At 68.7% G+C, this 18651-nt stretch carries 18 protein-coding genes; 7 read left to right on the top strand and 11 right to left on the bottom strand.

Annotation, left to right across the window (positions count from 1 at the left end; all coding sequences use genetic code 11):
- The first annotated feature begins 1 nt into the window (after position 1).
- Positions 2-667: an ABC transporter ATP-binding protein gene (locus NPA30_RS14720; protein ID WP_256803490.1), complete on the top strand. Its 666-nt coding sequence runs from the start codon at positions 2-4 to the stop codon at positions 665-667.
- A 10-nt stretch (positions 668-677) separates the two neighbouring features.
- Complete coding sequence (locus NPA30_RS14715; RefSeq protein ID WP_256803489.1) at positions 678-2027, top strand: ABC transporter permease; 1350 nt, start codon at positions 678-680, stop codon at positions 2025-2027.
- A 129-nt stretch (positions 2028-2156) separates the two neighbouring features.
- Here the strand turns inward: NPA30_RS14715 and NPA30_RS14710 are convergent, their stop codons facing one another.
- On the bottom strand, positions 2157-3008 hold the full coding sequence (locus NPA30_RS14710) for a lysophospholipid acyltransferase family protein (RefSeq protein ID WP_256803488.1): 852 nt from the start codon (positions 3006-3008) through the stop codon (positions 2157-2159).
- A 253-nt stretch (positions 3009-3261) separates the two neighbouring features.
- Between NPA30_RS14710 and NPA30_RS14705 the strand changes: the two genes are divergently transcribed.
- The gene (locus tag NPA30_RS14705) at positions 3262-3789 is read left to right on the top strand and encodes a DUF2937 family protein (protein ID WP_256803487.1); all 528 of its coding nucleotides are present in this window, start codon (positions 3262-3264) and stop codon (positions 3787-3789) included.
- 19 nt (positions 3790-3808) lie between these two features.
- Here NPA30_RS14705 and NPA30_RS14700 read toward each other — a convergent pair whose 3' ends face one another.
- The 6 genes from NPA30_RS14700 to NPA30_RS14675 all read right to left on the bottom strand — a co-directional run bounded on the left by NPA30_RS14700 (position 3809) and on the right by NPA30_RS14675 (position 10143).
- Entirely contained in the window at positions 3809-4840 is a 1032-nt protein-coding gene (locus NPA30_RS14700; RefSeq protein WP_256803486.1) for an ABC transporter ATP-binding protein, read from the bottom strand.
- A complete protein-coding gene (locus NPA30_RS14695) occupies positions 4833-5855 on the bottom strand; it encodes an ABC transporter ATP-binding protein (protein ID WP_256803614.1) in 1023 nt (340 codons plus the stop codon). Before NPA30_RS14695 ends, NPA30_RS14700 begins: the two co-directional genes overlap by 8 nt.
- Before the next feature lie 72 nt (positions 5856-5927).
- Positions 5928-6215: a GIY-YIG nuclease family protein gene (locus NPA30_RS14690; RefSeq protein ID WP_256803485.1), complete on the bottom strand. Its 288-nt coding sequence runs from the start codon at positions 6213-6215 to the stop codon at positions 5928-5930.
- Positions 6216-6543: 328 nt separating this feature from the next.
- The gene (locus tag NPA30_RS14685) at positions 6544-7467 is read right to left on the bottom strand and encodes an ABC transporter permease (RefSeq protein WP_256803484.1); all 924 of its coding nucleotides are present in this window, start codon (positions 7465-7467) and stop codon (positions 6544-6546) included.
- A complete protein-coding gene (locus tag NPA30_RS14680) occupies positions 7464-8387 on the bottom strand; it encodes an ABC transporter permease subunit (RefSeq protein WP_256803483.1) in 924 nt (307 codons plus the stop codon). Before NPA30_RS14680 ends, NPA30_RS14685 begins: the two co-directional genes overlap by 4 nt.
- 169 nt (positions 8388-8556) lie before the next feature.
- Positions 8557-10143 (bottom strand): peptide ABC transporter substrate-binding protein, encoded by a 1587-nt coding sequence (locus NPA30_RS14675; RefSeq protein WP_256803482.1) that lies wholly within the window; start codon positions 10141-10143, stop codon positions 8557-8559.
- A gap of 293 nt (positions 10144-10436) precedes the next feature.
- On the opposite strand from NPA30_RS14675, the gene NPA30_RS14670 reads away from it, so the two are divergent.
- Positions 10437-11930, top strand: coding sequence for a CoA-acylating methylmalonate-semialdehyde dehydrogenase (locus tag NPA30_RS14670; RefSeq protein WP_256803481.1), 1494 nt, complete (start codon positions 10437-10439; stop codon positions 11928-11930).
- Between the two features lie 51 nt (positions 11931-11981).
- Here NPA30_RS14670 and NPA30_RS14665 read toward each other — a convergent pair whose 3' ends face one another.
- Positions 11982-12884, bottom strand: coding sequence for an SDR family oxidoreductase (locus NPA30_RS14665; RefSeq protein WP_256803480.1), 903 nt, complete (start codon positions 12882-12884; stop codon positions 11982-11984).
- A 94-nt stretch (positions 12885-12978) separates the two neighbouring features.
- Here NPA30_RS14665 and NPA30_RS14660 point away from each other — a divergent pair, with 94 nt between their 5' ends.
- On the top strand, positions 12979-13824 hold the full coding sequence (locus tag NPA30_RS14660; RefSeq protein ID WP_372338817.1) for a helix-turn-helix transcriptional regulator: 846 nt from the start codon (positions 12979-12981) through the stop codon (positions 13822-13824).
- Between the two features lie 177 nt (positions 13825-14001).
- Positions 14002-14994 (top strand): SDR family oxidoreductase, encoded by a 993-nt coding sequence (locus NPA30_RS14655; RefSeq protein ID WP_256803478.1) that lies wholly within the window; start codon positions 14002-14004, stop codon positions 14992-14994.
- A gap of 26 nt (positions 14995-15020) precedes the next feature.
- On the opposite strand, the gene NPA30_RS14650 is transcribed toward NPA30_RS14655, so the two are convergent.
- Together NPA30_RS14650 and NPA30_RS14645 are read right to left on the bottom strand one after the other, a co-directional pair.
- A complete protein-coding gene (locus tag NPA30_RS14650) occupies positions 15021-15521 on the bottom strand; it encodes a DUF421 domain-containing protein (RefSeq protein WP_256803477.1) in 501 nt (166 codons plus the stop codon).
- Between the two features lie 37 nt (positions 15522-15558).
- Positions 15559-17076 (bottom strand): DUF2778 domain-containing protein, encoded by a 1518-nt coding sequence (locus NPA30_RS14645; RefSeq protein ID WP_256803476.1) that lies wholly within the window; start codon positions 17074-17076, stop codon positions 15559-15561.
- 352 nt (positions 17077-17428) lie between these two features.
- Here NPA30_RS14645 and NPA30_RS14640 point away from each other — a divergent pair, with 352 nt between their 5' ends.
- Positions 17429-17842: a DUF1801 domain-containing protein gene (locus NPA30_RS14640; RefSeq protein WP_256803613.1), complete on the top strand. Its 414-nt coding sequence runs from the start codon at positions 17429-17431 to the stop codon at positions 17840-17842.
- 11 nt (positions 17843-17853) lie between these two features.
- Here NPA30_RS14640 and NPA30_RS14635 read toward each other — a convergent pair whose 3' ends face one another.
- Positions 17854-18594, bottom strand: coding sequence for a cysteine hydrolase family protein (locus tag NPA30_RS14635; protein ID WP_256803475.1), 741 nt, complete (start codon positions 18592-18594; stop codon positions 17854-17856).
- Between the last annotated feature and the right edge of the window lie 57 nt (positions 18595-18651).

Here is an 18651-nt window from a genome sequence, read left to right as displayed (position 1 = left end):
CATGCTCGACCTTGCGATCCGCGATCTCGAGGTCCGCTTCCCCGGCCTCGATCAGCCGGTGCTCGCCATTTCCGAGCTGGCTCTGCCGGCCGGCAGCCAGGTCGCCCTGACCGGCCCGTCAGGCTCAGGCAAGACGACCTTCATCAACGTCGTCACCGGCCTCGAACCCGCAAGCTCGGGCCATGTCGCCTGGCGGGGCACCGACCTCGAGGCCTTGTCCGAAAGCCGGCGCGACCGTTGGCGGGCGGCCAATGTCGGCCTCGTGATGCAGGACTTTCATCTGTTCCCGGGGCTGTCGGCGATCGACAACGTGCTGCTGCCGCAGCGTCTCGCCCGGCTTCGGCGGTTGCCGGCCCTGACCGAAGAGGCGCGACGGCTTCTCACCCGCGTCGGCATCCTGCGACACGGGCAGCCGGTGGAGACGATGTCGCGCGGCCAGATGCAACGGGTCGCGGTCGCTCGTGCCCTGGTCGCCCGGCCTGGCGTCATCGTTGCGGACGAACCGACGGCGAGCCTCGACGCCGAGGCCGGAACGGCGGTCGCCGACCTCCTGATCGAGCTCGTGTCGGAGGCCGGTGCGACGCTGATCGTCGCGAGCCACGACCCGCGCTTCGTCGGGCGGCTCGGGCGCGTGCTGCGGCTCGACGGCGGTCGGCTGCTGCACTGAAAGGCCCGCCATGTTCCAGTTCATCGCCGCGGATCTGAAGCGCCACTGGATCGGGGTCGCCGTGATCGTCCTCATCGTGGCGCTGGCGACGGCGCTGGGCGTCGCGGTGACGCTGCAGGAGCGCGCGCTCCGGCTCGGCAGCGCGCGGGCCGCCGAGGCCTTCGATCTCGTGGTCGGCGCGCCGGGCAGCGACACGCAGCTCGTCCTGTCCTCGGTGTTCCTGCAGGCCGCGCCGCTGCCGCTGATGCCGGGCGCGGTCTTCGCCGACCTGTCGCAGGACCCGCGCGTCGCCTGGGCGGCGCCGATTGGTTTCGGCGACTTCGTCGACGGCGACCCGATCGTAGGCACGACCGAAGCCCTCCTGAAGGGGCTCGGCGGTGTCACCGAGGGTCGCGGCTTCGCGAGCCTCGGCGAGGCGGTCGTCGGCGCGCTCGACGCGCGGCAGATCGGTGACAGCTTTCATCCCATGCACGGCACCGTGGGTAGCCAGGGCGAGGTCCACACCGGCATCACCTACAGGGTCGTCGGGCGCATGGCGCCGACCGGCACGCCTTGGGATCGCGCGGTGCTGGTGCCGATCCAGGCGGTCTGGATGGCACACCACCATCATCACGACGACGACGAGCACGAGAACGAAGCGGATGCCTCTGCGGGAGCGGACACCGGCGCGCCGGCTCTCAATGCCGCGGCAGCCGACCAGCCTGCGGAACGCGGTTTCGGCGAGGGCTCGGCTCCTCACGCGCAGGACGACGATGATCACGACGACGCGCCCGCCGACCTGCGGGCGCCGATCGACGAAGCCGCCGTGACCGATCCGCACGCGCCGGGCCTGCCGGCGATCCTGGTCAAGCCGCAGAGCTTTGCCGATGCCTACAAGCTGCGGCAGGCCTACCGTGGCGACCGCACGCTCGCCGTCTTTCCCGGCGAGGTCCTGACGCGGCTTTACGGCACGCTCGGCGACGTGCGCCGCATCCTGTCCTGGGTCGCCGCCGGGGCGCAGGGCCTTGTGGCGGCGGCAATCCTCCTGGTGGTGATGGTGCATGTGATGCAGCGGCGCCGGCAAATCGGTGCGCTGCGAGCGTTCGGAGCCCCGCGCCGGGCGGTGTTCGGCATCGTCTGGGTGGAGGCCTTCGCCATCATCGGGCTCGGCGTCGTCGTCGGCTTCGGCCTCGGCTATGCCGGCGCACGCGTCGCCTCCGGGGTCTTCACCGCCTCCAGCGGCATCAGCCTGCCCGTCACCTTCTTGGCGTCCGACGCCTCGTCGCTCGTCGTGCTCTTCGTGCTGACCGGACTCATCGCCGTGATCCCGGCAGCGCTCGCCTATCGCCAGTCGCCGGCGAGCGCCCTGCGAGGCGGGTGAAGGCCGGCTGCATCGTATGGACTGCGTACCCAGCGCCGGACCATCCGCAGGACCGCCACGGGCTCTATTGCTTCAAGGGCCCTCCGGCACGAGGTCGAGCGTGGACGTCAACGAGCCACAGACTCGATCTCATGCAGCCAGCAGTCCCGGCGTCGACGCCCGGCGCGGCTGGACGGCTGCGAGCGCGAATACGGCGTCGCGCAGCCGCTCGGTGAGGAGCTTGCGGTCGCCGATCGCCGACAGTTCCTCGAACGGGATCACGGAGCCGACGGTGAGGCGGATCGCCCGGCCGTAGAGCCTGCGGAAGGCGCCGATCAGGAGGCCGTAGCGCAGGGTCTGCGACCATTTGGAGACGAGGTGGAACAGCGGGCCGTTCTGGCCGGAGAAGTGGATCGGCAGCACCGAAGCCCTGCCGGTCTGCACCAGACGCGCGGTGAACTGCTTCCAGGGCAGGTCGTCGGCCTTCTCGAAGACCCTGGCGGCCGTGGCGACGCCGCCCGCCGGGAAGACGATGATCGTGGTGCCCTCGGCGAGCAGACGGATCGCCTCGCGCCGGGTCTCCATGTTCATCGCCAGCGCGTCCTTGGTCTCCTCGAAGGACACCGGAAGACCGTAGGCCTGCATTTCCGGGATCTTCATCAGGTCGTTGGCGATCAGGATGCGGAACGGTCGGCCCAACCGCTCGGCGAGCGCCAGGACGGCGACGCCATCGCCGATGCCGAAGGGATGGTTGGCGACCATCACCAGCCTGTCCGGCGTGTCGTCCGTCAGCGGCCAGCGACCGGTGATGTCCAGCCGGATCCGCATCAGTGTCAGCATGGCGTTGAAGACGAACCGGTCGCCGCGCGCGACGCCGGCCTTCCAGATCGCGTAGAGTGCGGCAAGCTTGCGGCGGCCGGAGAGTTGCTCCATCGAGCGGATGACCAGGCGTCGGGCCAGTCGGTCGTTCGGGCGGGCATAGGAGAGTTCGGCGTAACGCATGGCGATTCTGCTTGCGCTCGGTCAATCGTGCGCGGCGCTATAGCGGATGTCCTGTGACACCGATGTGACGCGGTGCGGCCGGCGAAGAAGGTCCGTGTACGGCCAGGGCGCTCCGAAGCAGGGTTCGATGGCCGTTCTGCCGGAGACATGGCGGTTCGAGGCGGCGATGGCAGCGGATCGCGCAGCGCAGGGATCGAAGCGGGCCGCTGCTGCGTATAGGCCGCAGAGCGGTGGACGAGGGAGGGACTGCCGGATGACAGCGCTTCTGGTGCGTGTGGTGGCGGCTCTCCTGGCCGGCACGCTGTTCAGCCAGACGGCCGAGTTCACGCAGCAGTATCTGCAGCGCCTGGGGGGCTGGACGGACGCGCTGCGGGTCGAGGTCGCACGCTTCGACGCAACTGCCGGCGCCTCGGGCCTTTCCCGCGTCGCCGCCATCGACCGGCTGCGCCGCAACCCGGATCGTTTCGTCGCGCGGCAGGGCGAGGACGCCGCCGTCACCGTCGCAGACTATGCGCACGCCGAGCGGCGCTATGAGGCGCTGATCGACAATCCGCCGCTCCTGCGGCCCTTCGTGGCTCTCGGCGATCCCGACTGGACGCTTGCCGGGCGCACGTTCGACGACTTTCGCCCGGCGTTTCCGATCGGTCTCGACGGCCTCGTGCTCACCGGCGCCGGCTTCTGCGCGGGCTGGGCGGGCGGTGCGGGCGTGCACGGTGCGGTGCGGATGCGCCGCCGCCGACGGCAGCGGGCCGCCGCAGAGCGGGCGACGCTCGACGCCTGACCGACGCCGTCGGCTCGGCCTATGCGTTTGCCGAGGCGGAGAAGTTGCCGGTCGGCGGTCCCATGGCGAGCACCTCCTCGGCGAACAAGCAGGCGGAACGGTGTGCCACGCCCACCTCGATCAGCGGTGGCGCTGTCTCGGCGCAGACCGGCTTGGCGATCGGGCAGCGGGTGCGGAAGGCGCAGCCGGAGGGCGGGTTGATCGGCGACGGGGGATCGCCGCGCAGGACCACGTGCTCGCGCCCGCGCGCTACCACCGGATCCGGGATCGGCGCCGCCGACAGGAGCGCACGGGTGTAGGGATGGGCGGGATGTGCGAACACCTCCGAACGCGGCCCGAGCTCGACGACGCGGCCGAGATAGAGGACGAGGATGCGATCCGACACCAGCCGCACCACCGACAGGTCGTGGCTGATGAAGATCAGCGTCAGCCCCATCCGCTCCTTCAGGCTCTTCAGAAGGTTGACGATCTGCGCCTGGATCGAGACGTCGAGCGCCGAGACCGGCTCGTCGCAGACGATCAGCTTCGGCTCGGTGATGATCGCCCTGGCGATGCCGATGCGCTGCGCCTGGCCGCCGGAGAACTCGTGCGGGTAGCGGCTCGCCATCTCGGGTGCGAGGCCGACCTCGTCCATCGCCTTGAGGACGCGGGCGCGCCGTGCCTTGCGGTCGAGCGACGGGTCGGCGACGCGCAGCGGCTCGGCGATGATGTCGGCGACCGTCATGCGCGGGTCGAGCGAGGCGATCGGATCCTGGAAGATGATCGACAGGTCGCGCCGCGCCTTGCGCATCTCGCTGGCGGAGAGGGCGGTGAGATCGCGGCCCTGCCACACGACGCGCCCGCCGGTCGGCTCGATCAGGCGCAGGATGGAGCGGCCGAGGGTCGACTTGCCGCAGCCGGACTCGCCGACGATGCCGAGCGTCTCGCCGGCCCTGAGGTCGAAGGACACGTCGTTCACCGCCTTCAGCGCGACCGGAGGCGCGAAGAGGCCCTTGCCGCGCAGCGCGAAGGTGGTCGACAGGTGGTCGACGGTCAGAAGCGTCTCAGACATGGGGCGCCTCCGCGGGCGTCTCGCCGGCGGTGCCCGCGGCGGCATCGATGAAGGGGAACCAGCAGGCGGCACGCCGGCCCGGCTCGACCTCGGCGAGCGGCGGGCGCTCGCGCCGGCACTTGTCCTCGGCAAAGCGGCAGCGCGGGTTGAACGGGCAGCCGGCGGGCGGGTGGATGAGGTTCGGTGGGCGGCCGGCGATTGGCTCGACGGCCTCGACCTCCCGGTCGACGCGGGGAATCGAGCGCATCAGTGCAGCCGTGTAAGGCATCGCCGGGCGCGCGAAGAGCGCGTCGACGGCGGCCTCCTCGACGATGCGGCCGGCATACATCACCGCCACGCGGTCCGCGATGCCGGCGACGACGCCGAGATCGTGGGTGATCAGCACCAGCGCGGTGCCGAAGTCGGCGGTGAGGTCGCGGAAGAGATCGAGGATCTGCGCCTGGATGGTCACGTCGAGCGCGGTGGTCGGCTCGTCGGCGACGATCAGCTTCGGCCGGCACAGGAGGGCCATCGCGATGACGACGCGCTGGCGCATGCCGCCCGAGAGCTCGTGCGGATACTGCTCGATGCGGCGCTCGGCCTCGGGGATGCCGACCTTCTTCAGCATCTCCAGCGCCTTCGCCTCGGCCTCGCGGCGCTTGACGCCATGGTGCACCTCCAGCGTCTCGGCGAGCTGGCGCTTGATCTTCATCGCCGGGTTGAGGGCGGTCATGGGGTCCTGGAAGACCATCGCCATGTCCTCGCCGCGCACCCTGTCGAGATCCTTCGGGCGCATCGACAGGAGGTCGCGCCCGTTCAGCTTGGCCGTGCCGCCGGTGGTGGCGTTGCGCGCCAGGAGCCCGAAGACGCCATTGAAGGTCTGGCTCTTGCCCGAACCGGATTCGCCGACGATCGCCACCGTCTCGCCGGCTGCGACCGTCAGGTCGAGGCCGTTGACCGCCTGCACTGTGCCGTCCGGCGTGGCGAAGGCGATGGTGTAGTTCTCGAGGGCGAGGAGGGGGCTGCCCTTCTGCATGACGTGCGTTTCATTTCGTGCGACGCTTTCGGATGCAATGCTCATGCTGCAGTCCTTGCGCAGTCGCGGGAGTTACCAGCCCATGCCTCTGTAGAGTTCATTCCAGCCCGGATTGATGCTTTCGATGAGGTCGAATTTCCATCGGCGGGGCCAGCGTTTGATGCTTTTCTCGCGGCTGATGGCGTCGCGGATGTCGAAGTGCTCCTCGTACCAGACGAGGCGGTGACAGCCGTAGCGGGACGTGAAGCCGCCAGTGAGGCCCTCCTTGTGCTCCCAGACGCGACGCGAAAGGTCGCTGGTGACGCCGACATAGAGCGTGCCGTTCTTCTGACTGGCCATGATGTAGACGTGTCCAGCCAAGGAGAGCTCCACCCGGCGCTTTTGGACCGAACGAAAGAATAGAGTTCTTCTTCTGCTGCGTCAGTCGTTTCCCGAGAGCACGCTCCCGCTTCGTCATCCCGGCCTTGAGCCGGGATCCATGCCAAATCCTCGCCCCCGCCGTACCCGTGGCGGGCCACCGCCTCGCTTGCATCGAAGCGCGCGTCATCTCGCGCTGTGGCCTCGCCGCGAGCTATCATCGGAATGCCGCCGGACTCGCCGAGGCATGGATCCCGGCTCAAGGCCGGGATGACGAGTGCAGGGGGCAAACCCCGTCCTGATGCGCTACGCGCCGCGCCGGTTCCCAGCATCACCGGTCCTTCGGGTCGAAGGCATCGCGCAGGCCGTCGCCGACGAAGGCGAAGGCGAGGAGCAGCGAGACGAGGACCGCGCCGGGAAAGAGCAGCAGCCAGGGCAGCACCTCGAGCACGTCGGTGCCCTCCGAGATCAGGGTGCCGAGCGAGGTGAGGGGCTCCTGCACGCCGAAGCCGAGATAGGACAGGAAGCTCTCGGTGATGACGATCTCCGGGATCGTCAGCGTCGCGTAGATCACCACGGGCCCGACGAGGTTCGGCACGATGTGCCGCAGGATGATCGGGAAGGTCGATACGCCCGCCGCCCGCGCGGCCTCGACGAACTCGCGCTCCTTCAGGGACAGGGTCTGGCCGCGCACGATGCGCGCCATGGTCAGCCATTCGAGGAGGCCGATCGCCGCGAAGAGGAGGAAGACGTCGCGCCCGAACATCACCATCAGCAGGATGACGAACAGGATGTAGGGAAGCGCGTACATCACGTCGACGAAGCGCATCATCGCCTGGTCGACCCGGCCGCCGACGAAGCCCGAGACCGCGCCGTAGAGGACCCCGACCACCACCGAGACGAAGGTCGCGATGGTCGCGACGGCGAGCGAGACGCGGGTGCCGTAGAGGACGCGGGCGAGAAGGTCGCGCCCGTTCTGGTCGGTGCCGAAATAGTGGCCGCTCTCGATCGAGGGCGGGGCGCGGAAGGCCGACCAGTCCGGCGTCTCGTAGTCGAAGGGGACGAGCCAGGGCCCGACCAGCGCGGCGAGCAGGATGAAGCCGAGCACGAAGAGCGAGACGACGGCCGCCTTGTTGCCGCGCAGCCGGCGCATCGCGTCGCGGGTCAGCGAGCGCGGCTTGCCGTGCGGCAGCTCGGCGTCGGCGGACAGGAACGTTTCCTCGAGCGCCTGGCGCTTGTCGACGTAGAGCGTCATCGGGCGCGCACCTTCGGATCGAGCCAGGCATAGGTGAGGTCGACGAGGAGGTTCAGCACCACGATCAGCACCATGTAGAAGATCACCGTCCCGAGCACCATGCCGTAGTCGCGGTTGAGCGCGGCGCCGACGAAGTAGCGTCCGATGCCGGGAATCCCGAAGATCTGCTCGACGACGATCGAACCGGTGAGGAGATAGCTCGCCGCCGGGCCGAGATAGGAGACGACCGGCGTCAGCGCCGGGCGCAGCGCGTGGCGCAGCACCGTGCGCCAGCGGCCGATGCCCTTGGCCTTGGCGGTCTTGATGAAGTTGGCGTTCAGCGTCTCGACCATCGAGCCGCGCATCAGGCGCGAGATGCGGGCGATGTGCGGCAGCGAGAGCACGATCACCGGCAGCGTCAGGAAGTAGGGTGAGCCGTCGCCCCAGCCGCCGACCGGCAGCCAGGCGAGCTTGACGCCGAAGACCAGCTGCAGGATCGGCGCGACCAGGAAGTTCGGTACGACGAGGCCGGTCATCGCGACGGCGGCGACGAAATAGTCGACCGAGCGGTTCTGGTAGATCGCGCCGACGATGCCGGCGACGAGCCCGCCGACGATCGCGACGAGAAACGCCGTGCCGCCGAGGACCAGCGTGTAGGGCAGGCCGATGCCGATCTGACGGGCGACCGAGAAGTCCTTGGTGACGAAGGACGGGCCGAGGTCGAACTGGGCCAGCCGGCCGAGATAGCGCAGGTACTGGACGATCAGCGGATCGTCGAGATGGTAGTAGGCTCGCAGGTTGGCGAGAACCTCAGGCGGCAGCGCACGCTCGGCGTCGAACGGGCCGCCGGGCGCGAGGCGGAGGATGAAGAAGCACGCGGTGATCGCGATCAGCAGGACCGGGATCGTCGAGAGCAGTCGTCGGAGGGCGAAACCGAACATCGGGCCTCGGGGGATGTGGCAAGGCTTCACGCATCGACGGACGCGCGGGCTTGCACTGTTGTTGGAAGCGGGTGCTTCGAGCTTTGGGCGAGGGAAGATGCATCAGGGAGGGCGGCCGGAACGCCGCCCTCGAACGGATCGAGGGCGGCCTGACGACCGCCCCTGATCCTTACTCCTCGATCGACATCCAGCGGGTGCGGTGCTTGTCGAAGACGTTGTCCTCGAAGCCCTTCACCTTCGGCGATACGATGTTCTCCGAAAGATAGTAGTAGATCGGCATCGCGGCATTGGCGTCGAGCGCCAGCTTCTCGGCCTGCTTCAGCAGGTCGCCGCGCTTTTCCATGTCGCGCGTGACGGCTGCCTCCTCGAGGATCTTGTCGTAGTCCGTGTTCGACCACTGGCCGTAATTCATCTCGACACCCGTCTTGAGGAGGTCGAGGAAGTTGGTCGGGTCGTTGTAGTCCGCGAGCCAGCCGGCGCGCGCGACCTGGAAGTCACCCTCGCGCAGATCCGCGTAGTGCACCTTCACCTCGGCGTTCGACAGCTCGACGTTCACGCCGAGCGGCTTCCACATCGCGGCAATCGCGACCGCGATGCGCTTGTGGTTGTCGTTGGTGTTGTAGCGCAGGGTGATGTTGAGCGGCTTATCCGGGCCATAGCCGGCTTCCGAGAGAAGCTTCTTGGCCTCTTCGAGACGGGTCTTGTAGTCCTCGTCGGCCCAGTCGACCTTGGCGCCCTCGTCCGGATAGTTGGCCATGCCGGGCGGCACCCAGCCATAGGCGGCCGGCTCGCCCGAGCCGAGGATCTGCGGGCCGATCACCTCGCGGTTGACCGCCATCGACAACGCCTTGCGCACGCGCATGTCGTCGAAGGGCGGCTTCTTGTTGTTCATGACGTAGTAGTAGAGGCCGGCATAGGGCACGAAATGGCCTTCGCCCGGCATGTTCTTCTGGATGTAGTCGAACTGGTCCTTCGGATAGTCCGTCATGTAGTCGATCTCGCCGGCGCGGTAGCGCTTGAAGCCGGCATTGACGTCTTCGAGCGAGAGGAAGCGCACGCCGTCGATCTTCAGCGATGCGGCATCGTGCCACTGGTCGTTCTTGGCGGTGAGGACGTGGCTGCCCGGCACCCACTCCACCGGCTTGTACGGGCCGTTGGTGACGATGTTGCCGATCTGCACCCACTGGTCGCCGACCTTGTCGATCAGGTGCTTGGGCAGCGGATAGGCGGTGTAGTGGGTGAGAGCGCCGAGGAAGAAGGGCGTCGGCCGCTCGAGCGTGATCTCCAGCGTCTTGTCGTCGATCGCCTTGACGCCGAGCTGGTCGAGATCCTCGATCTTGCCGGTGTTGATCGCCTCGGCATTCTTGATCGGATACTGCAGGTAGGCGTACTGCGCGGCCGTCTTCGGGTCCATGAGACGCTTGAAGGCGAAGACGAAGTCTTCGGCCGTCACCGGCTCGCCGTCAGACCACTTGGCGTCGTCGCGCAGATGGAAGGTGTAGGTCAGGCCGTCGTCGGACAGCTCGTAGCTCTCGGCCTCGCCCGGGATCGGCTTGGCCTTGGCGTCTTCCGTCATCAGGCCTTCGTAGATGTCGCCGGCGACGCGGTCCTCCCAGTCACCGGACATCTTCTGCGGGTCGAGCGAGGTCACGTCGCCGCCATTGTACATGATGAGGTCGCGGGCCTGAGCGCCGCTCACCGCGAGAATGGTCGAGAGCGCGAGCGCTCCCGTCAGAGTGCGAAGAGAAATCGTCATTGAACACCTCGTGTCATTGGTGGATCCGGAGGCCATCCGTTCTTTCGACGGGGTCGCCTTACATTTCACCACGGCGGTGCTCTTGTCTATAATCGATGCAAATACAAGCGCTTTGTCACATATGCACAGATGGGCACAGGGTTCGCAGTTAACGGGAACCCGACGATCGGCCTGCCGCTTCACGCGCTGTCCCGCCGCCTCCGCGATCTTCTCGAGCTCCCCGCGCCAGCGCTTGCCTTCGCCCATGGGCTGTGAAGACTAGCGCTCGAACAGCGCCAGGGAGGGCGAGCGGCATGAACGAGATCGGTCACTTCATCGACGGGGCCCGGGTCGGCGGGAGCGGCCGGACGGCGGATGTCTTCAATCCGGCAACGGGGCAAATCGCGGCGCGTCTGGCACTCGGCGGCGCTTCGGACCTCGAGCGGGCCGTCGAGGCGGCCAGGGCCGCACAGCCGGCCTGGGCTGCGACCAACCCGCAGCGCCGCGCCCGCGTCTTCATGACGTTCGTGGCGCTGCTCAACGAGAACATGCAGGCGCTCGCCGAGCTTCTCTCGTGCGAGCACGGCAAGACGGTCGAGGACTCCAAGGGCGACATCATCCGCGGGCTCGAGGTCTGCGAGTTCGTCTGCGGCATTCCCCATCTGATGAAGGGCGAGTTCAACGAGGGCGCCGGCCCGGGCATCGACATGTACTCGATCCGCCAACCGGTCGGCATCGGTGCCGGCATCACCCCGTTCAACTTTCCGGCAATGATACCGATGTGGATGTTCGCGCCGGCGATCGCCTGCGGCAACGCCTTCATCCTCAAGCCGTCGGAGCGTGACCCGTCGGTGCCGATGCGCCTCGCCGAACTCATGATCGAGGCCGGCCTGCCCAAGGGCATCCTGCAGGTCGTGAACGGCGACAAGGAGATGGTGGACGCGATCCTGGCGCACCCGGAGATCGGCGCGGTGTCCTTCGTCGGCTCGACGCCGATCGCCGCGCACGTCTATGCCGAGGCCGCGCGGCACGGCAAGCGCGCCCAGTGCTTCGGCGGCGCCAAGAACCACATGATCGTGATGCCCGACGCCGACCTCGACCAGGCGGCGGATGCCCTGATCGGCGCCGGCTACGGCTCGGCCGGCGAGCGCTGCATGGCGGTCTCGGTCGCCGTGCCGGTCGGCGAGGCGACCGCAAACGCGCTGATGGACAAGCTGATCCCGAAGGTCGAGAGCCTGAAGATCGGCCCCTACACCGATGCCGGCGCCGACTACGGCCCGGTGGTGACGAAGGCGGCGCAGGAGAAGATCCTCGGCTTGATCGACCGGGGCATCGAGGAGGGCGCGGACCTTGCGGTCGACGGTCGCGCCTTCCGGATGCAGGGCTACGAGGACGGCTTCTATGTCGGCGCCTGCCTCTTCGACCGGGTGACGCCCGAGATGGAGATCTACCGCCAGGAGATCTTCGGACCGGTGCTGTCGGTTGTGCGCGCCCGTGACTACGAGGAGGCGCTGTCCCTGCCGATGCGCCACGAGTACGGCAACGGCGTTGCGATCTTCACCCGCGACGGCGATGCGGCCCGCGACTTCGCGAGCCGCATCAACATCGGGATGGTCGGCGTCAACGTGCCGATCCCGACGCCGCTCGCCTACCACTCCTTCGGCGGCTGGAAGCGCTCGTCCTTCGGCGATCTGAACCAGCACGGCCCGGATTCGATCAAGTTCTGGACCCGGACGAAGACGATCACCGCCCGCTGGCCGTCCGGCATCAAGTCCGGGGCCGAGTTCTCGATGCCGGTGATGCGCTGAGGCGGAGCGCCGCGCCGTAGGATCGGCGCGGCACCGCAGACGCGGACGCGGTCAGCCTTCGGACCTGAAGTAATGGCCCTCCTCGAGGTCGGCGATCAGCCCCGGCTGCTCGGCCTTCCAGCCGAGCCGCTGGCGGGTCAGGTCGGCCGAGACGTCGATGTCGAAGCCGAGGAAGCCACCCATCCAGCCGAAATGCTCGCCCGCCCGGTCCGCCGGCACCGAAGCCACAGGCAGATCGAGGCCGCGCCCGATCGCAGCCGCGATTTCGCGCGTCGGAATTCCGGCGTCGCCGATCGCGTGGAAGCGCTGTCCAGGCTCGCCCTTCTCCAGCGCCAGTCGGTAAAGCCTCGCCGCGTCGAGCCGGTGGACCGCCGGCCAGCGGTTGTCGCCGTTGCCGACATAGGCTGAGACGCCCTCGTCGCGCGCAAGCTTGATGACGATCGGAACGAAGCCGTAGTCGCCCTCACCATGCGTCGAGGGCGGCAGGCGCACGACCATCGCCCGCACGCCGTCCGCGACGAGCGCCAGCGCCTGGTGTTCGCCACGCACACGGAACGCATGCGAACCCGACGGATCCCCCGCGTCCTCCTCCGTCACCGCGCGACCCGGCACGTGCAGCGCCATACCTGAGGTGACGATGAAGGGCTTGCCGCTGCCCTTCAGCGCGTCGCCCATCGCCGCGAGATTGGCCTCCTCGGTCTCGGCGGAGGACGCGAAGTTCGGGAAGTCATGGACATAGGCGGTGTGGATCACGGCATCGGCCTGCTCCGCGCCGCTTGCCAGACTGTCGGGCGCGTCGAGCGAGCCGCGATGAACGCGTGCGCCGAGTGCGGCAACCTTGGCTGCGGACGCGTCGGAGCGGGCGAGGCCGAGGACCTCGTGACCTGCCGCGATGAGATCAGCGGTGACGGCCGAGCCGACCCACCCGCTGGCGCCGGTGACGAATACACGCATGGGAGTTCTCCGTGATTGAACGGAGGGCTATGTCTGGCGGATCGACCGGTGGTAAAAGCCGTGACGGTTTACCGGTATGGAGACTGACAGGCTCGTGAGCGTCGTCGCTGCAGACAACCATCTCGGCCTCTGGCTGAAGGATCGCCGCGCGCGGCTCGATCCGTCGAGCTTCGGCTTCGCCGCAGGACGCCGGCGTACGCCCGGGCTCCGCCGCGAGGAGGTCGCCCAGCGCGCCAATGTCAGCGCCACCTGGTACACCTGGCTGGAGCAGGGACGCGGTGGCAAGCCCTCGGTGGACGTCCTCGACCGCCTGTCGCGCGCGCTCGCCCTGAACCCGGTCGAGCGTGAACACCTGTTTCTTCTCGCGCAGCACCGGCCGCCGGAGGTGCGCTATCGCGCCGCCGACGCCGTCTCGCCGCGGCTCCAGCGGGTGATCGACGGCTTCGTCGCCAGCCCGGCGCTGATCCGCACGGTGCGCTGGGACATCATCGGCTGGAACCGTGCGGCGACTCTCTGTCTCGCCGACTACTCGCGGATGCCGCCCGAGGAGCGCAACATCCTGAGGATCATCTTCCTGCGCCCGGAGGTGAAGCATCGCATGGTGCACTGGGAACAGGACGCTCGGCGGGCGGTCGCCGCCTTCCGCCATGCCGTCGCCAAGGTGGGAGCCGGCGAGGAGACGCGCGGCTTCGTCGACGAACTCTGCGCGGCGAGCCCCGACTTCGCCCGGATGTGGCGGGACAACGACGTCGAAGGCTATGGCGAGGGCACCAAGCACATCGCCCATCCGGACTTCGGCGCGATCGCGCTCGACTATTCGAGCTTTGCCGTCGATGGCGAGCCGGATCTCGGCATGGTCGTCTACACGCCCGCGAGCGGGGGCGACGCCGACCGCCTGCGCGCCTACATGGCGATGCGGGCGGAGCGGCAGGAGGTCTGAGAAGTCCGCCGCGGCGACCGCCGTCCAGCGGATGGCTCGGCGACCGGCAGGTTAATCGCGGTCGGCGTGCCGTGAACACGGTCAGCCTCCCGCGCTTGTGAAGGCTACGGCCGTCGCAACGGCTGAACCTTAATGCGTGCGGGCAACTTACGGGGCGACAAACCCCGGAGGTGTATCATGACCCAGGAAACCAGCCGCCGCACCCTCCTCAAGATGGCCGCCGCGACCGGCGCTGCCGGAGCCGCGGCTGCGGCTTCGCCGGCGCGTGCACAGGCATCCAGTGCGGCCGCCGCGCCTGTCGACCCGCAGACCAAGTACACCAGCGAGCCGTTCAAGGAGCAGCACCAGCCCTGGCCGGCCCTGCAGAAGAACATGGATCCGGTGCCCGACTGCGGCGAGAAGACCTATCGTGGCTCGGGCCGGCTCGCCGGGCGCAAGGCGCTCGTCACCGGCGGCGATTCCGGCATCGGGCGCGCCGCCGTCATCGCCTTCGCGCGCGAGGGCGCCGACGTCGCGATCAACTACCACCCCGACGAGGAGCCGGACGCGCAGGACGTGCGCCAGCTGATCGAGGCGGAGGGCCGCAAGGCGGTGCTCATCCCCGGAGACCTGACGGACCAGGCCTTCTGCGTCGATCTCGTGAAGCGCGCGGAACAGGACCTCGGCGGTCTCGACATCCTCGTCAACAACGCCGCCTACCAGCAGTCGAAGGAGTCGATCGACGAGATCAGCTTCGAGCAGTTCGACCGGACGCTGAAGACCAACCTCTACGCGATGTTCTGGATCACCAAGACGGCGATCCCGCTGATGAAACCCGGTGCGGCGATCATCAACACCGCGTCGGTCAACTCCTTCAGCCCGGAGAAGGAGCTTCTCGACTATGCCACCACCAAGGGCGGCATCGCGATCTTCACCAAGGGTCTGGCCAAACAGCTCGCCAAGAAGGGCATCCGCGTCAACGCCGTGGCGCCGGGGCCGGTCTGGACGCCGCTGCAGGTGGCCGGCGGCCAACTGCCGGGCAAGATGGGCGAGTTCGGCCAGGATACGCCCCTCGGGCGGGCCGGTCAGCCGGCCGAGCTCGGCCCGATCTACGTGGCGCTCGCCTCGGGCGAGCTGAGCTATACGGACGGCAGCGTGTTTGGCGCCAATGGCGGCACCGGCACGATCTGAGGCGCATCGCGGAACGCAGGCATTTGTCAGGAACTGGGAAAGGCCGACCGTGAGCCCGCGGCCGAACGGCTGATGACGCTGAAGCTGCCGTCGGTCTCCAGAACCACGGCCGCGACGTCTGCAAGGTCGCCGATCCCGCTCTTGCGGACGGCGGCCTTGACCTCCTCGATCGTCACCCGCTCCGCGGCGAGGGCGTGGCTGTCGACGCTGCCGTCCCGCAGGAGGAGGCGGGGCGATGACTTCACCACCTGCTCGACCCGCTCGGAGCGCTGCGACAGCCACGCGATGAGCGCCTGCAGCGCGGCGAGAAGGGCAAAGGCCAGGGCGCCTTCCAGGAGCGCGACGCTCTTCGACAGCAGCACCGTCGCCAGCGTGGATCCAAGTGCGACGGTGACCACGAAGTCGAAGGCGTTCATCTTGGCAAGTGTGCGCTTGCCGCTGACGCGCAGCACCGCAACCAGCGTCAGATAAGCCAGAACACCGACGACGAGGACGCGCACGAGGCCGAGAGTGCCATCGTAGATCATGGGTCGCCGATCGGTTGGAGTGGTCGGCGCGCTCGGCCTAGAGGGCGGCCATGTAGGTCGGCAGGTCGTCGAGGCTCTTGACCACGATCAGCTTGTTCACCCGCCCCTTGCGGAAGGCCTGCAGGAACTGCTCGTAGTGCTTGAACACCACGCAGCCGTTCGACTGCGAGCGGTCGCCGCCGCCGATATACATGTACGGGTGGGCGAGGAGACCGTCGCGGTTGAACTTCTTCTGTCCGTCGGCCGGCAGCAGGCGGATCGCCTGCGCGCCGTGGAACAGCTGCTCGCGCATGACGAGGTTGTAGACGTTCGGCGGCGTCGGACCCTTGTTCTTCTGGTCGACGTAGCGCGGGTTGTCCTGCATGTGGCCGAGGCCGGAATGGGCCTCGAGCTTGTCTTCGCCCGGCAGATACACCGCCTGGTCTTTGATGCTGTAGACGGCGACGCCGCTACCCGCTCCCGGCATCTGCGAGGACTTGCCGCGATTGAACAGCCGGTCGAAGAAGCCGCCGCCCTCGCTGGTGCCGGGCGCGCTCGGCCGGGCATAGGCGAGCGCGGTCGCCTTCTTCGGCTGCGTTCCGGGAACCGGCACGGGGGCAGCCGGCTTGGCGCTCGCCGCGGGGGCGTCCGGCTCGTCGCTGGCATCGTCCGCCGTCTCGCCGGGGCGCGGCACGGACTGCGGCTCGAGGCTGGCGAGGCGGCGATCCGGCGTGGCCGGCTTCGCCGGGCGCGCGACGGGCACGGCGACCGGCGTCGCTGCCTCGACCGCCGGCTCGGCGACCGCGGCCTCGATCTCGGCTGCGATGGAGCTGCGGAAAGACGGGACCGGCACGGCCGGTGCATAGCCGAGGGCCGCGACCGGCGGGCGCGTCTCCTCTGCCGGCACCGGAGCCGGTGCCTCCAGCGATGCGACCTCGATCGGCGCGGCCGGTTGGGGCGCCGGGACCGGCAGCGACACCGGCGTCAGCAGCGCGGCGCCGGCCGGCGGGGTGGCGGCGGCCATCGCGGTGACGGCGGCCTTCGCGCCCGACGCGGCCGTTGCCGCCGATGCGGCCGTTGCCGCCGATGCGGCGTCCTGGTCGAGCCTTGCGTACAGGTCCGCCAACCGGTCGTGGACGAGCTTGGGCGATACAGCGGCAACCCTCGGCTCGGACGAGGCGTCGGTGTGCGCCGCAACCCGGGCCGCGGCTTTCGCACGCGCCGGGGTGGTCGCGGCATGCGCCTGCAGTTGCGGTGGCTGGGCGTGATGCACCACGCGGTTCCCACGCTCTGCCAGCCCCGCGGCGCTCTCGGCGGCGGGCGCATGGAAGACGCGGCCGCCGCGCTGGGCTTCGACGAAGTCGGTGATGGAAGCAGTCGGCGGCTGCAGCGCGGCGACACGCACGGGCGCCGGCCCCGCGGACGGAGCTGCCGGTTCGACGGCCTGCGGCGCGGCGTTCACCAGCTTCAGTCGCTCGGCGACCGCTGAGGGCATCAGCGGCAGAACGGCCGTCTTCCCGGCCGGGCTGAGGTTCTCGAACGAGCCGGCGACGACCGCCGCGCCCGCGACCGTCAAGGCAACTCCGGCGAGGGCGACGCGTCCCATGGAGCCACGACGCCTGCGCACGTGCTGTCGCTTCACCCGTCGATCCCCCTCATTGGTCGTTCCGGCCAAGTGGTGTCCCCAAATCGTTCCGGCGTCTGCCCGCGCGCCCCCTCGGCGCCGACCGGCCAGCATCACCCCATACCATGCTTGGCGAACAGTCTCGCTCAACATGGTAACCAAATTATTTCCTTACCGCCCTGTCATGGAAGCTGTGATCTGTGGCAGCGATGTGGTGCGACGACAAATTTTCCACGCGATGTGGAACTTTTTTGCACTTGCCACGCCGCACCTGGCGCGCGCCTTACGATTCGGGGAGGTTGTCATGGCAGAGGACGGACTGCGGGACCTCGATCCGTCGCAAAAGATCGACGCACGAATCGCCGAGCTCGCCGATTGGCGCGGCGAGACGCTGGCGCGCATGCGTGCGCTCATCCGGGAGGCCGTGCCGGACGTCGTGGAGGAGTGGAAGTGGCGGGGCGTGCCGACCTGGTCTCAGGGCGGCATCCTGTGCACCGGGGAGACCTACAAGGCCGTGGTGAAGCTCACCTTTGCAAAGGGGGCGTCGCTGCACGACCCGGCAGGGCTGTTCAATGCCAGCCTCGACGGCAATGTCCGCCGCGCCATCGACATCCGCGAGGGCGAGATGGTCGATGCGGAGGCGTTCAAGGCGCTGATGCAGGCGGCCGCGGCGGCGAACGCCGGCAAGAAGGGGACGTCCAAGCCGGGCGCCGCTTGACCGCCCGGCGCTCAGGCGGCTGACGGCGCCTCCCGCCGCGACACGGCATCGACGAAGGACGCAGTGTCGGTGACGATGGCCTCACCGATGAAGCCGAGCGTCGCGAGCGAGCGCTCGGCGGCTGCCGCGTTGCCGAAGCCGCAGGCATCGGCGAGGACCGCGGCGACGAAGCCGTGATCCGTTGCCTGTCGGGCGGTCGGTTCGATGCCGATCTCGAGCGCGATGCCTGCAAGCGCCACGGCGCTCAATCCGCAGTCGCGCAGCGCATAGGCGAGCGGTGTCGCGTCGAAGGCCGACATCGTCAGCTTGTCGAAGACGGCATCCTCGGCCCGCGGCGCGAGTTCCGGCACGATCTGGCTTGCCGGAGCATCCCGGAGAAACCAGGCCGAGACGGCGTCGGGGTCCCTCTGCCGCTGCCATGCCATCGCGGTCCGCAACTGCGTCCGGCCCATCCAGGCCAGGGGCAGCGAAACGTGGCGCATGTAGGCCACACGCATGCCGACCGATCGGGCGGCTTCGAGCGCCGCTCCGACCTTCTCGACGATCGCGTCGGCATTCTTGATCTGCCGGACGATGCCGACCTGCATGTCGTAGACGACGAGCGCCATGCGGCGCGGGTCGCACCACTCCTCCAGCGTCGACGGAAGTTCGATACCACTGTGCGACGTGATCATGCGGCTGATGCCCCGCTGCATCCGCGCCTGGCGGCGCTGGCAAGACAGATAGGCCGTGCCCGCGAGGCTGTCGATCATGCGGCTGTCGGGAATGCTGCCCCGGCGCTCCGACCTCGCCGGGCCGGAGCATTGCCG

Source organism: Mangrovibrevibacter kandeliae (genome assembly GCF_024519155.1).
In the GTDB taxonomy this organism is placed as follows: Bacteria; Pseudomonadota; Alphaproteobacteria; order Rhizobiales; family Rhizobiaceae; genus Mangrovibrevibacter; species Mangrovibrevibacter kandeliae.
The sequence above is the reverse complement of the archived record's forward strand: the minus strand, read 5'-3'. Positions and strand labels throughout refer to the sequence as shown.